12 protein-coding genes and 1 pseudogene are annotated in these 13,540 nt (G+C 35.2%); 7 read left to right on the top strand and 6 right to left on the bottom strand.

Annotation, left to right across the window (positions count from 1 at the left end; translation table 11 throughout):
• Window positions 1-4 precede the first annotated feature (4 nt).
• From OPR26_RS03065 to OPR26_RS03050, 3 genes and pseudogenes are all read left to right on the top strand, one after another.
• Window positions 5-481 (top strand): F0F1 ATP synthase subunit B family protein, encoded by a 477-nt coding sequence (locus OPR26_RS03065; protein ID WP_253302771.1) that lies wholly within the window; start codon window positions 5-7, stop codon window positions 479-481.
• Between the two features lie 5 nt (window positions 482-486).
• Window positions 487-2,094: pseudogene (locus tag OPR26_RS03060) on the top strand (glycosyltransferase family 2 protein).
• Complete coding sequence (locus OPR26_RS03050; RefSeq protein ID WP_265016193.1) at window positions 2,043-3,104, top strand: COX15/CtaA family protein; 1,062 nt, start codon at window positions 2,043-2,045, stop codon at window positions 3,102-3,104. The pseudogene OPR26_RS03060 and the gene OPR26_RS03050 overlap by 52 nt, the downstream one beginning before the upstream one ends.
• On the opposite strand, the gene OPR26_RS03045 is transcribed toward OPR26_RS03050, so the two are convergent.
• From OPR26_RS03045 to OPR26_RS03030, 4 genes are all read right to left on the bottom strand, one after another.
• Window positions 3,053-5,266, bottom strand: coding sequence for an acetyl-CoA carboxylase biotin carboxylase subunit (locus OPR26_RS03045; RefSeq protein ID WP_265016274.1), 2,214 nt, complete (start codon window positions 5,264-5,266; stop codon window positions 3,053-3,055). The genes OPR26_RS03050 and OPR26_RS03045 overlap by 52 nt on opposite strands.
• Before the next feature lie 61 nt (window positions 5,267-5,327).
• On the bottom strand, window positions 5,328-6,017 hold the full coding sequence (locus OPR26_RS03040; RefSeq protein ID WP_253302767.1) for a hypothetical protein: 690 nt from the start codon (window positions 6,015-6,017) through the stop codon (window positions 5,328-5,330).
• A gap of 87 nt (window positions 6,018-6,104) precedes the next feature.
• Window positions 6,105-6,491, bottom strand: coding sequence for a transposase (locus OPR26_RS03035; RefSeq protein WP_265016273.1), 387 nt, complete (start codon window positions 6,489-6,491; stop codon window positions 6,105-6,107).
• A 20-nt stretch (window positions 6,492-6,511) separates the two neighbouring features.
• Window positions 6,512-6,877 carry a transposase gene (locus OPR26_RS03030; RefSeq protein ID WP_264731180.1) on the bottom strand — a complete coding sequence of 122 codons (366 nt, stop codon included), beginning with the start codon at window positions 6,875-6,877 and terminating at the stop codon, window positions 6,512-6,514.
• Between the two features lie 146 nt (window positions 6,878-7,023).
• On the opposite strand from OPR26_RS03030, the gene gltX reads away from it, so the two are divergent.
• Entirely contained in the window at window positions 7,024-8,475 is a 1,452-nt protein-coding gene (gltX, locus tag OPR26_RS03025) for a glutamate--tRNA ligase (RefSeq protein WP_265016192.1), read from the top strand.
• 947 nt (window positions 8,476-9,422) lie between these two features.
• Here gltX and OPR26_RS03015 read toward each other — a convergent pair.
• Entirely contained in the window at window positions 9,423-10,175 is a 753-nt protein-coding gene (locus tag OPR26_RS03015; protein WP_264702259.1) for an IS5 family transposase, read from the bottom strand.
• A 57-nt stretch (window positions 10,176-10,232) separates the two neighbouring features.
• Window positions 10,233-11,288 (bottom strand): UvrD-helicase domain-containing protein, encoded by a 1,056-nt coding sequence (locus OPR26_RS03010; RefSeq protein ID WP_265016191.1) that lies wholly within the window; start codon window positions 11,286-11,288, stop codon window positions 10,233-10,235.
• 174 nt (window positions 11,289-11,462) lie between these two features.
• Between OPR26_RS03010 and OPR26_RS03005 the strand changes: the two genes are divergently transcribed.
• The 3 genes from OPR26_RS03005 to coxB all read left to right on the top strand — a co-directional run bounded on the left by OPR26_RS03005 (window position 11,463) and on the right by coxB (window position 13,537).
• Window positions 11,463-11,828: a transposase gene (locus tag OPR26_RS03005; RefSeq protein WP_264731180.1), complete on the top strand. Its 366-nt coding sequence runs from the start codon at window positions 11,463-11,465 to the stop codon at window positions 11,826-11,828.
• Window positions 11,825-12,235: a transposase gene (locus tag OPR26_RS03000; protein ID WP_320157296.1), complete on the top strand. Its 411-nt coding sequence runs from the start codon at window positions 11,825-11,827 to the stop codon at window positions 12,233-12,235. The genes OPR26_RS03005 and OPR26_RS03000 overlap by 4 nt, the downstream gene beginning before the upstream one ends.
• A 537-nt stretch (window positions 12,236-12,772) precedes the next feature.
• Window positions 12,773-13,537 (top strand): cytochrome c oxidase subunit II, encoded by a 765-nt coding sequence (gene coxB, locus OPR26_RS02995; protein WP_253302365.1) that lies wholly within the window; start codon window positions 12,773-12,775, stop codon window positions 13,535-13,537.
• The last annotated feature ends 3 nt before the right edge of the window (window positions 13,538-13,540 follow it).

Below are 13,540 nucleotides of genomic sequence, written 5' to 3'. Positions count from 1 at the left end.
TTTTATGTCTACATCACTGATTATCGGTCTTGCCTTCTTGGTAGGTTTTGTCCTTTCGTATAAATTGCTAAAGAAAGTGATAAAAAATGCGCTTAACAATAAGCGTAATAAAAGCAAATTTTCAAGTGAAGAAACTGAAAAATTCAGGAAAGATATGTTGGAGTATTACAAAAAGTCTTCTAAAAAATACAAAGAATTAGATGCAGAAGTTAATAAAATGATGAATGAAGCACTTGATAAAGCTAATAGTATCATTAAGCACAATAGACAGCAGCTAGATCAGACATTAGATGACAATGCCCATTCTAACTTGAAGAAAGTCACTGACCAAGTTGAAAAAGCTCTTGGAGATTTACAGACTAACACAGCGAATATAGCTGCTGATGCTGTAAAAAAAATAATGCATGAACGTAAAGATGATAAGCGTAGTAGCGAGGTCATATCTTCATTTTCACGTGACTTAAATAAAAAATTGCATTAGGTTTAATGCCTATACTTCAAGCTGATAATGTAGAAAAAATTAAGTTTGATTCTAGTTTGTGCAAAGAGCAAGAGAAACTTTTTTACTATAAATTTAATATAATTCCTTGGCAAAAATTAAATGATACTACTTTTTTTATGGTTGAAGACACAAGCCGAGATATCAACCGTTGGGTCGAAGCTCATTACGGCATTGACTATGTATTAATAAAAGTGGATAGCGAACAGATTTTAAATCTTCTTAACTTGCATTTTGGTATTTCAGAATTTGCAAGCAACTACTTATATTACAAGAATGCTAATTTTTCAGCCAAAAGCATTAAACTAAGCTCAATATTTTTTGCTTCTTTCTTTATTGTAACTTCAATTTTAACACTAACAGAGAAATATACATATTTTGCTTTGATGTTGATATTTATAATCGGATGTTCTAGTTATTTATTCAAGTTTATAGCTACAATTTTTAACTTATGTGAAACCTCCAACCAAAAAGTGGATTATAGTAAGCTGAATGAAGAAGATTTTTCTATATATACTATTTTATTGCCTGCTTTTAAAGAAAGTGCAGTGATAGAGCAATTGATCGAAAGCATTGAAAGTTTGGATTATCCAAAATCAAAATTAGATGTGAAGCTTCTGGTAGAAAGTGATGACCAGGAAACGCTGGCAGCTATAGAAAAGTATACTTTACCGCAGTATTTTGAAGTAATAAAAGTGCCTCACTCTTTGCCTAAAACAAAGGCTAAGTCATGCAATTATGCTATGAGCTTTGCTAGAGGAAAGTATGCAGTAATATATGATGCGGACGATAAACCAGATCCATTGCAGTTAAAAAAAGCACTGATTGAATTTAATAAGGGCGACGATAAGCTTGCCTGTGTACAGGCGAAATTAAATTACTACAATTGTGATTATAATTTTCTCACAAAATTCTTTTCTCTGGAGTATATGAACTGGTTTCAATACTTATTGCCTGGATTCCAAAAAATGAACATGCCGATGCCTTTGGGTGGTAGCAGTAATCATTTTTCAGTAAAAATTCTAAAAAAAGTGTTTTTCTGGGATGCTTATAGTGTTACCGAAGATGCTGACCTCGGTTTGAGACTTGCGTAAATGGGATATAAAACCAGGATGATTGACTCAGAAACATTGGAAGAGTCACCAATTGCTGTATTTGCTTGGATTAAGCAAAGAGCGCGCTGGATCAAAGGCTATATGCAAACTTATATTGTTCATTTAAAAAATATAAAGTCTCTTTATAAAAACACTGGATTTAAGGGAATTTTGCTATTGAATCTTTTTGTTGGCTCTGCAGCTTTTATATTTTTTACTACTCCATTTTTACTGCTTTCATTGATATTAACTAAAGTTTTAAATGAATTATTTTTGTACTACTTTGTAGTGGTATACGTTACTAACCTGATTCTTTTGGTAATAGCTGTCAAACAGCAAAAGATGCCTTTTTATTTTTATATAGTATCGATATTTTTTCCGGTCTATAGTCTGCTACATAGTGTTGCAGCTTTTCTTGCCTTGTGGGAATTTATTCTTTACCCTGAGCGATGGAACAAAACTCAGCATGGTTTATGGAACAAAAGCAATCAAAACCTGTAGCTATTTGGCTTTTTCTCTGCTGTATCATGGTAATTCTCATGGTGGGGATTGGTGGATTTACCAGACTTTCAAAAGCAGGATTGTCAATCACAGAGTGGAAACCCATCACTGGAACATTGCCACCACTGAGTGGACAAGATTGGCTACAAGAAAAATTAAAATATGAAACTACACCTGAGTATAAAGCATTCAACTATGGTATGAGTATGGAGGAATTTCAGGCTATATACTTAATAGAATATGTACACAGATTGGTTGCAAGACTAACAGGTTTAGTTTTTGTCCTGCCATTTATATATTTTACATTAAGAAGAAAAATATCTAAAAAGGTAGTAATAAAGCTATTTGTGGCATTATTATTTGGAGCTTTACAAGCTTTTGCTGGTTGGTATATGGTTAAAAGTGGTTTAGTAACTGAACCTCATGTTAGCCACTATAGGCTTGCACTTCACTTATTATTAGCATTAATTGTCTTTGCATTATTGTCATATCAATTTTTTGATTACCAAATCAGGCCAAAGCAAACTAAACTTAAGATTAGTAGTGACACTATATACTACACAGGGATGATTTTGGCCCTAATTGTAATACAAATAATTTTCGGCGCATTTGTTGCGGGATTAAATGCTGGTTTGATTTACAATACCTTTCCACTAATGGACGGACAAATCGTTCCAGAAGATTTATTTTTCTTACAGCCTATATGGCTGAATATCTTTGAGAACAGAGCGACAGTGCAATTTATACATCGAGCACTGGCATTGCTAATACTAACTTTGGTAGTAATACTCACAGTAAAAAATGCTAGCGTAAAACCGGTATATATTATGCTGCTCTCCGTTATCATTCAGATCATTTTGGGTGTAATTACTCTATTATTGCACATACCAATAGCCATTGCCATAGCTCATCAAGTGTTTTCATTTATCTTGTTTGGGTCAAGTTTATACTTCTTGTGTTATTTAAGAAAGCAGACTACATCACCAATCTGCACATTTTTTCCTTCTTGAACGGGAATATTTTTTATCACCATTGCTGCTTCAGCGCATATAATATTTTCCATTTTCATTGCCTCCACCACAAATAAAGGTTGTCCTATTTCTACCTGATCTCCTGTATTTACGTGCAACTTAACTAATAAGCCAGATATTGGGGATTTTACAGCATCTGCTGAAATCCCTTCTGTTTTATTGTTTAGCATTAACTTACTTAATTCAGCTACATGAGATTTGAATACACAACATTCAGCTTTCATGCCTGCATGTCTTATGAAGTATTTGCTGCCTTGTTTTTCTACTTTAAATGTTATATCAGCATCATCATTAATTGTAATATATAGTAACTTATGACTTGATTTCCACTTGCCTACTACAGAGTATGTATTGTGGTTATATACTGTTGTTAATATATTATCTTGATATCTTGCACTTACGGAGTACTCATTGTCATTTATATTCACTATGAATAAACCTCTTGCATAACCACCTGTAATCTCAGCGCTATGAGATATTGCCCCAATATCATGAGGTGTTATCCCAATACTACAAGATGTCATCCCAGTGCGTGACACTGGGATCCACTCTTTTTCTTTTCTGGATTCCAGTGTCACGCACTGGGATGACACCGGAGAGTGAGTAGCTGACACTGGTGCCCCTTCTTTTTTACTAGATTCCAGCGTCACGCGCTGGAATGACATCGGAGATGTTTCATTCACTGCTTTATGATGGTACCTTTCTTCATTTTCCAAATGAACATATAACGCAGTGAAAATAAATATTTTAATATACTCCTCTGTAACAAAATCGCCGTGAAATCCACTAAGGTAATGGTCTGGAATGAATCTCGTATGGAGCTTTGCTGCAATAAAATTTGGGTGATGGAAGATGGATTCTAGAAATTCTATATTATTTGTTACTCCTTCTATATAGCATTCAGACAATGCTTTTTGCATTCTACTGATCGCTTCTACTCTATCTTTTCCATATGTTATAACTTTTGCAATCATTGAGTCATAGAACGTGCTAATTTCTGAACCTGCAGCAACTCCATCATCTATTCTTACATAATCATTTTCACCCGGTTTATCGTAATATTTTATTCTTCCGCTGGAAGGGAAAAATTTCTTCGATGGGTCTTCAGCGCAAATTCTACTTTCCATCGCAGAACCAGTAAGTTTAATGTCATCCTGACTAAACCTTAATTTTTCTCCACAGGAAGTTCTAATCATTTCTTCTACTATGTCTATTCCAGTGATAAATTCTGTTACTGGATGCTCAACTTGTAATCTCGTATTTACCTCAAGAAAATAGAAGTTTTGGTCTCTGTCTACAACAAACTCAACAGTACCTGCTGAAAAATAGCCAACTTGCTTTGCTAGAGAAACACATTGGGCATACATTTTTTGTCTTACTTCTTCACTAATGAATGGACTTGGCGTTTCTTCCATTATTTTCTGGTTATTCCTTTGTATTGAGCATTCCCTCTCTCCAAGACATACTATATTGCCATATTTATCCGCTATGATTTGTATTTCAATATGTCTTGGTAACTCTATATATTTCTCTATAAAGATACTGCCATCTTTAAAACTTTTCTCTGCTTCGTTTGTTGCTGATGTGAACGCTAGTTCAATTTCTTTTTTGGAATTTACAATTCGCATTCCTTTGCCACCACCGCCTGATGCAGCTTTAAGCATAACCGGAAAGCCAATTTCTTCAGCAACTTGAGCTGCGTGGGCAGCATCGCTGATCTTACCCATATATCCTGGCACTACATTCACTCCAGCTTTTCTTGCCGCTTCTTTTGCTGTTATTTTGTTGGCTGTAACTTCTATTGTTTCTGCACTTGGCCCGATAAAATCTATATTATGTTTTTGAAGAGCACGTGGAAAATCTGGATTTTCTGCTAAAAAACCATAGCCAGGATGAACTGCCTGCGCGCCTGTTTCAACTGCTACTTCACATATTTTTTCAATGTTTAAATAACTGAGACAAGAAGGCGAAGGGCCGATATATCTTGACTCATCTGCTTGTCTTACATGCACAGAATTTACATCTGCATCCGAATATATGCATACACAAGATATACCCATCCTACGAGCAGTTCTGATAATCCTGCAGGCAATCTCTCCTCTGTTTGCTATTAAAATCTTACTGTACTTCTTTTCCGTCATCGTATAAGTATACTTTCTTAAGCTGAGAAAGTAAATTTCTATATCATTGCCTGCAATAGCCTCATACTGGAGCTCTTTCTTCTGAAAATTGCGAAATCTCAGCATTATGCAAGTCGTGTATCTCACTAAACGCCTTGTATGACAAGTATGTAACTCCACCAAAAGCCATTGAAGCTATTGAACTTAGCGCAAAAGCTTCAGAAGACAGATATAGAAAATATAAAGATAAACACAAGGCAGCAATACACGCTATAGCTCCTACTATATATAAACACAGGTGAAACTTCTTATTACATATAAAGCTGTCTTTCATGCCTGCAATTTCTCTTACTTTCTTTTTGTCCTCCTCATTAATCATCCAATCAATAGAAGTCACATTTTTGCTTTTATTGCGCAATGCCTTTCTAATGTAACCCTTGACATTTTCTAATTTTTTTAAATCATATTTTGGATTAGTTTCTTCAGACTCCAAATGCTTAAACATTCCTCTTACTACATCCGGCAACATCCCCATCTTTGCTGCTATATGAAATGGATTTTCACGATCATCATTGTACTCTAACAAATGAACATCACTTTCAACACTTTTCTTGAAAACAGATAAAAAAGCATCAGTGTCTCTTATTCTCGCAGCTAGATGCAAGAGATTGTCCGCCCGCACTATTTGCTTTGTTTTATCAAATGGACCAGTGTAACGCCAATGAACATTATTTTTATTATTTGAGAACAGTGTTGCTATATCTTCATTCATAACTTACCTAACTATATTTAACCAACACTAAATTATACAACACGATTTATTAAAAATAAAGAAAATTTAATCTCTCAGAGCATGTCTTCAAACTGAAGAATGAGCTAATTTGTGAAGCATAATAGTGATCATATTAAAGAAGATATAGTTTTTTGAGGTGAGAGGAGAATGCTCGTAATCTTTACTCATGCGCCTAAAATTGGAAAGCCAGGCAAAAGTTCTTTCAACAATCCAACGTTTGGGAATAACTTGAAATCCTGTATCAACTATTTTCTTGGCAATCGTTAATAAACATCCCGTTTCCAATAAGCATCTGTTTTGTAATTTACCTATGTACCCTTGATCAGCAAAAAACTTACGTAAAGTTGGAACTTTGCATTTAGCTTGGGCAAAAAGATTTAGAACACTATCACGATCTTGAATACTTGCACTCTGTACTTCAGCAGCAATTACAAGACCCACAGTATCTACAATAATATGGCGTTTTCTGCCCTTTATTTTTTTGCCAGCATCATATCCTCTGGATCCCCTTTTTGAGTAGTTTTCACTGACTGGCTATCAATTATACCTACTGATGGAGTCTTATTTTTACCAATCATCTCTCTTACTTTTTTAACTAGAAAATCATGAATTTCTTGCCATATTCCACTTTTTTTCAAGCGCGAATTACAACTATATACGGTTTTCCATGGTGGAAAATCTTTAGGCAGTTGTCTCCATTGACATCCTGTTCTCATCATATAGCGGATTGCATTAATAATTGTTCTAATACTATGTTTTCTTGGTCTGCCGGTCTTTTTAGGTTCAAAATATGGCTCTATTGTCTTCCATTCTTTGTCACTTATATCGCTTGGGTACATCTTAAAATGTACCTTATACCATACTTCTTAACTTCTTTCTACTCAGTTTGAAGACATGCTCTCAGGATAAATAATTTATAGTAATTCTACATTGTTGCAAACGTAGATTTTGGGTATCATAGCCTATACTTTACTGTAACAATAACATGCTAGACGTAGTCACTAGATTCGCTCCATCACCAACAGGGTTTTTGCATATTGGTGGGGCTCGTACAGCTTTATTTAATTGGCTCTATGCAAAGCATCATGGTGGCAGGTTTTTGCTAAGGATTGAAGACACCGACAGAAAACGTTCAACACAGGAAGCAATTGATGCAATTATAGAAGGGCTAAAATGGCTCGGTGTGAGCTATGATGGGGAAATAGTATATCAGTTAAAAAGAATAGAGCGGCATAAAGAAGTAGCAAACCTTTTAGTTGAGAAGGGTAGGGCGTATCACTGTTATTGCCCTGAGGATGAAGTTGCAGAAAAGAAAATAAAAGCAAGAGAAGAGGGCAAGATATACAAGCATAAATGTACTACAAAACCTCCTTCTTGTCATCCCAGTGCTCTTTCTTGTCATCCAAGTAGCCGACACTGGGATCCAGAAAAAAATATGTGGTCACGCGCTGGAATGACATCGGGTGTGAGGTCAGTTATCCGTTTCAAAGTGCCAGACTCACAAGAGATCGTCATTGATGATAAAATATACGGCCAAATCAAAGTAAGTAGCGAGCAGCTTGATGATATAGTGATCTTACGCTCTGATAACACTCCAACATATATTTTTGCCGTAGTGGTTGACGATCATGATGCTGGAATAACTGATGTAATACGTGGCTCTGACCATCTCACTAATACCTTTAAACAGTTGCTAATATACCAGGCTCTTGATTTTGACATTCCACGCTTTGCACATGTGCCGCTTATCCATGGGGAAGATGGGAATAAGCTATCCAAAAGGCATGGTGCCACAAGTGTTTGCGACTACGAAAAGATGGGAATATTGCCAAAAGCGATGCGTAATTACTTGCTGAGACTTGGCTGGAGTCACGGCAACGATGAGATTATTAGCGATGAGCAAGCAATAGAGTGGTTTAATTTAGAAAGCATTGGTCGTTCACCTGCACGGCTCGATTTCAAAAAACTGGAGCATTTGAATAACCACTATATTAGTAATATGAGCAATGAAGATATTCTGACTCTAATGCTTAGAGAAAATACTCTAACTGACAAAAAAAAGGGCTATTTACTGCAGGGACTGACAGAGCTAAAAAAAAGAGCAAACTACCTGATCGAATTATTGGATTTAGCAAAATTTTATATTCAAGATCCGCCACTTGATTTAAGTGAAGAAGCTTGTCAAATTGTCAAATCTAACCTCAATATAATTAAGTTACTCGCATCATTTCTGTCAAAGATCGGTGATGAAAATTGGAATAAGGGTTTTTTATCTTCTCAGATCAAGGAATGTGCAAAATTGCACGATATGAAAATAAGCGATGTATACCACTCATTACGCGCCCCTATAACTGGAGTAATGGATGCACCTGGAATCATTGATATAATGGTGATTCTTGGTAAAGATGAGTGTATAAGAAGGTTACAAGCAATTTAAATGAAATAAGAAAATTACTTGACAAACTCCGCCAGCCCCCTTACCATGGAAGTGAAGCTATTGTATTTGCTTTCGCCAATCTGCAGATTAAAAGGTAAGGATTACTTAATGTATCGGCGTCTTATGTTCAATTTTTTGCAGTATATAGATACTGTATGTCTTTACAAAACTTCATCTACATCTAGATTTTTATCTAAATAAGCTGAACGCGCTTACAAAGCGTTACAAGACATCAAAAAATGCCAATACTCGACAAAGATAGTAAAAGACTAGCTAACTCGGGGATTCTTTGTCTTTTTTTCTGCTTGGTAAATTTCTTAAACATTTGCAGCGTAGGTTAGTTGCAATTAAAAGCAGCTTAATCTCGCTTGTCAAGCGTTTAAAACATAAAAAACGCCAATATTTTAAAGCGGATAATAACCACGGGGCTTCTTTTGCCTTTTTTTTTATTTGGTAAATTTCTTAATATTTATAGCTAAACGACAACCGTCATCCCGCTACGTGTTAGCGGGATCTATGTTAAGAGATACCGCGGCGGTATGACGTAGGGCTACAGGTGTCATCCCAGTGCCCAGACACTGGGATCCAGAAAACCTAACTTTAAATAAGTGGCTGCATAATAAAGACTAGATCCCAGTGTCACGCACTGGGATGACATTATAGGGGCTACTTGCATGACACCATTCTTTTTTCCTGGATCCCAGTGTCTGGGCACTGGGATGACACCCTTTTGGATGGAAAGCTACTTTCATGACATCATCATAAAGTAAACCAGTGTCAGCTACTCGGATGACACCGAAGGGGCTACTTGGATGACACCCTCTTGGATGGAAACCAGTGTCTGGGCGCTGCCGTCATAAAGAAACCAGTGTCAGCTACTCGGATGACACCCTGACAACCGTCATCCCGCTACTTGTTAGCGGGATCTAGGCTCTGTGGACAAAATTTTAGAGAAGCCATACAAGAGCTCCAACAAAATTGAGAAAACCCATAAAAACCTCAGCAGTTTTATCAAATCTGGAAAAAATGCGCCTAAAATTTTTAATTTTACCAAAAAAACACTCAATCAAATGACGTTCTTTGTAGATATGCTCATCGTAATACCTTTGCACTTTTCGATTCCGTTTTGGCGGAATAACTACTGTACATCCCTTGTCTTCAAGACTTGTAACAAAGGCATTGCTATCGTAGCCCTTGTCAGCTACTACAGTAGAGTTATAGATACTTTCGGTCAACACTTGTGCCTGCGTAATTTCATTTCTTTGACCAGGAGTCAGAGTAAATTTAAGTGGATTTCCAAGTGCATCGACAAGCGCATGTATTTTAGTTGTAAAGCCACCTTTGCTCCTCCCTAAAGCTTCTTGATCCTTGGAGTTTTTTGTATATCCAGATGAACATGGATGGGCTCGGATGATCGTACCGTCGATTATAGCAACTTCTAAATCAGGCTCTTGTTTAGTATATTCAAGCAATTTTTTCCAGACATCTCTTTCACACCATCTTTTAAATCGCTTATGTATACTCCTGTAATTACCATAAGTTTTTGGTAAAAGTCTCCATTGGCAACCACTTCGCACTATGTACCACACTGCCTCTATGAATATTCTTAAACGTTTTTCATCTTTGCTGTGCATTCCTTTTACGCTTTTTATGAACTCTAAAATTTGTTTCCAATTTTCCTCTTTGATGTAATATTGCATATGGTAGTTTCTCCATTTTTTACCTATTAGGCTAAACTACCATCTTTTTCTCTCTTTTCATATTTTTTGTCCACAGAGCCTAGATACAGAGAAAAAACTTGGATGTATTACTTGATTAACATCACCACATAATAAAAAATTACTCTTACTTTCATCTTTTAAGCTCTTCAATATCAGCTTTAATGTGCTTTCAGTCAAATCCTGCACTTCATCTACAACAACTGCATCATAATTAGCCTGTACCTTTTTAACACACTCATGAGCGATGAGACTAGTATCATAATATTCTGAACTTTCTTCTATAAAATTTTCATATTCTTTAAAAAAATCATAAATACCTTTTCTTTTTTCTTTAGGAAATATAGATTGTTTATCCCCTAAATTAACGTATTGATCTTTTCCTTCTTTTCCTAATAAGCCGCCTCCTCCTATCACAGCTATAAATTCTTCAAATATTTCCTCTCTGTCTTTTGCATACTCGTTAAATTCTTTTTTCTTACATTTTTTGTTGAACCATGAAAAAAATGCATTTCTATTGATTGGCCTCTTCCCCTTTACACGCTTTCTCATTTCTGGGTCTTCCTTTGTTACCTTTTCAATAAACTCATGAACAGACAAGAACTCAATTCCCTCTGGAACACCAACCTTTAGTTCTTTGGCAGCTTCATCATAGTATTCATACTCGTATAATTCTTTTGATTTTTTTATAAGATTTTCGGATTTTGTGATATATAGAATTTTCCCTTCCTTGAACTCCTCTTCTATCTTTCTAAGCTTTTCCAAAGCCACTGATGTCTTTCCACTACCGGCAGATCCACTGACAATTAAAGGTAGATTACCAGCATTTTCAACTATATCTTCTTGCTTTGCACTAAAAGTGATAAATTTATCTAACCAACGAACTTGTGGAGCATTTTCAACCTTCACTTTACCTGCATTATCAAAAACTTCTTTATTGTTTTGATCTACTATTTTTATGTTTTTTATTTTTTCTTTATTTTTTAAGAACTCTGAATTGCCATATTTATGACTCAGAATTACTTCTAAAATAACAAAAGCACCTTCGTTATTATACTTTATACTCGTAAATAATAATCTGTCCCTATCACTCAATTTAGCCCGAAGATATTTAACACCACCCTTACCATGTATAAGCTTTATACTTCCCTGGTGTGTACCTCCTTTTCTTTCTAAATCTTCAACTATTGAAACGAACTTTTTTCTTAGAGCATGTCTTCAAACTGAGTAGAAAGAAGTTAAGAAGTATGGTATAAGGTACATTTTAAGATGTACCCAAGCGATATAAGTGACAAAGAATGGAAGACAATAGAGCCATATTTTGAACCTAAAAAGACCGGCAGACCAAGAAAACATAGTATTAGAACAATTATTAATGCAATCCGCTATATGATGAGAACAGGATGTCAATGGAGACAACTGCCTAAAGATTTTCCACCATGGAAAACCGTATATAGTTGTAATTCGCGCTTGAAAAAAAGTGGAATATGGCAAGAAATTCATGATTTTCTAGTTAAAAAAGTAAGAGAGATGATTGGTAAAAATAAGACTCCATCAGTAGGTATAATTGATAGCCAGTCAGTGAAAACTACTCAAAAAGGGGATCCAGAGGATATGATGCTGGCAAAAAAATAAAGGGCAGAAAACGCCATATTATTGTAGATACTGTGGGTCTTGTAATTGCTGCTGAAGTACAGAGTGCAAGTATTCAAGATCGTGATAGTGCTCTAAATCTTTTTGCCCAAGCTAAATGCAAAGTTCCAACTTTACGTAAGTTTTTTGCTGATCAAGGGTACATAGGTAAATTACAAAACAGATGCTTATTGGAAACGGGATGTTTATTAACGATTGCCAAGAAAATAGTTGATACAGGATTTCAAGTTATTCCCAAACGTTGGATTGTTGAAAGAACTTTTGCCTGGCTTTCCAATTTTAGGCGCATGAGTAAAGATTACGAGCATTCTCCTCTCACCTCAAAAAACTATATCTTCTTTAATATGATCACTATTATGCTTCACAAATTAGCTCATTCTTCAGTTTGAAGACATGCTCTAAAGATTTCGTTTACAGAATCCAGTAACTCAGCTATGCAGAATGAAAAAAGTTTGTATGGTATACAAATATAGTGTGTTTTTTTATAATTATTTTCTATAATGCGTAAACCTTTGGTCCAAGCTGTAAATGCTACCATAGGCATTAAAAGTTAATTAACAAACTGCAATGTATAATAAAATAAAGAAACTTGTAAGATTTTGATCTTACAGATTATAAACTTGTCATAAAGTTTAATAGTGTCTGTTACTGCTTTTAGGTGTGAGGCTAGAGGGTTATTAGCAGTAACAGACACTATTAAACTTATTATAGAATTTACTTAAAGTAAATACTTAATTTAAAATATTATAATATTTTTACTTACAATAGATTTATGTAAATGCTTTTTTACTCAAGTTAGTATTGTACTATTATACTTGTTGAATGCTAAAAAATTATTAACCATCACTAATCTCTATTTGCATAGTAAGTTTATATATACTATTATACAGTATATCACTTAGTTTTATAGCAAACAAACAAAAGATATGGTGAAGTTATTTGCACTATTGATAATATTTTACTCAAATATATCTGTTGCCTCTGCTCCTACTTCCTGGCAATTTGGATTTCCTGCTCCTGCAACTGAAGTAATGGAGGCTGTAGTTAGGTCACATTCGTTTGTAATGGTTGTGATGATTGCAATAATGCTTTTTGTGTGGGCGCTGCTTGCTTATATAGCGTTTCGCTTTCGTAAAAGCAAAGTAACAAACATCAGTAAAACTACCCATAATGTCCTTTTAGAAATTGTTTGGTTTGTTATACCAACGATTATTGTTGGTATATTAGCTTTTGAAAACGCTAAATTACTGAAGCTACAGGAAGAAATACCGAAAGCTGATATAACACTAAAAGTTATTGGCCACCAATGGTATTGGAGCTACCAATATCCAGAATATCAAGGTGTGTCATTTGATAGTTATATTAAGGGAAAAGAAGACTTTATCGAAGGAGATTTAAAGCTATTCTCTGTTGATAACAATATCGTTTTACCCGTTAATGCTAACGTTCGTTTACAAGTTACAGCAGGAGATGTGATACACAGCTGGGGAGTACCGGCTTTCGGTGTAAAAATTGATGCGATACCAGGTAGGCTGAATGAGGCGTGGTTTAATATCAAAAAGTCTGGTGTTTATTACGGGCAATGCTATGAATTGTGTGGTCAAGGCCATGGATTTATGCCAATTGTTGTTGAAGCAGTAAGCAAAGAAGATTTTAATAAGTGGATTGAAAGTAGAAAATTAGTGAGTTAAATT

The sequence above is a fragment of the Wolbachia endosymbiont (group A) of Anoplius nigerrimus genome (assembly GCF_947251795.1).
Classification (GTDB): Bacteria; Pseudomonadota; Alphaproteobacteria; order Rickettsiales; family Anaplasmataceae; genus Wolbachia.
The sequence above is the reverse complement of the archived record's forward strand: the minus strand, read 5'-3'. Positions and strand labels throughout refer to the sequence as shown.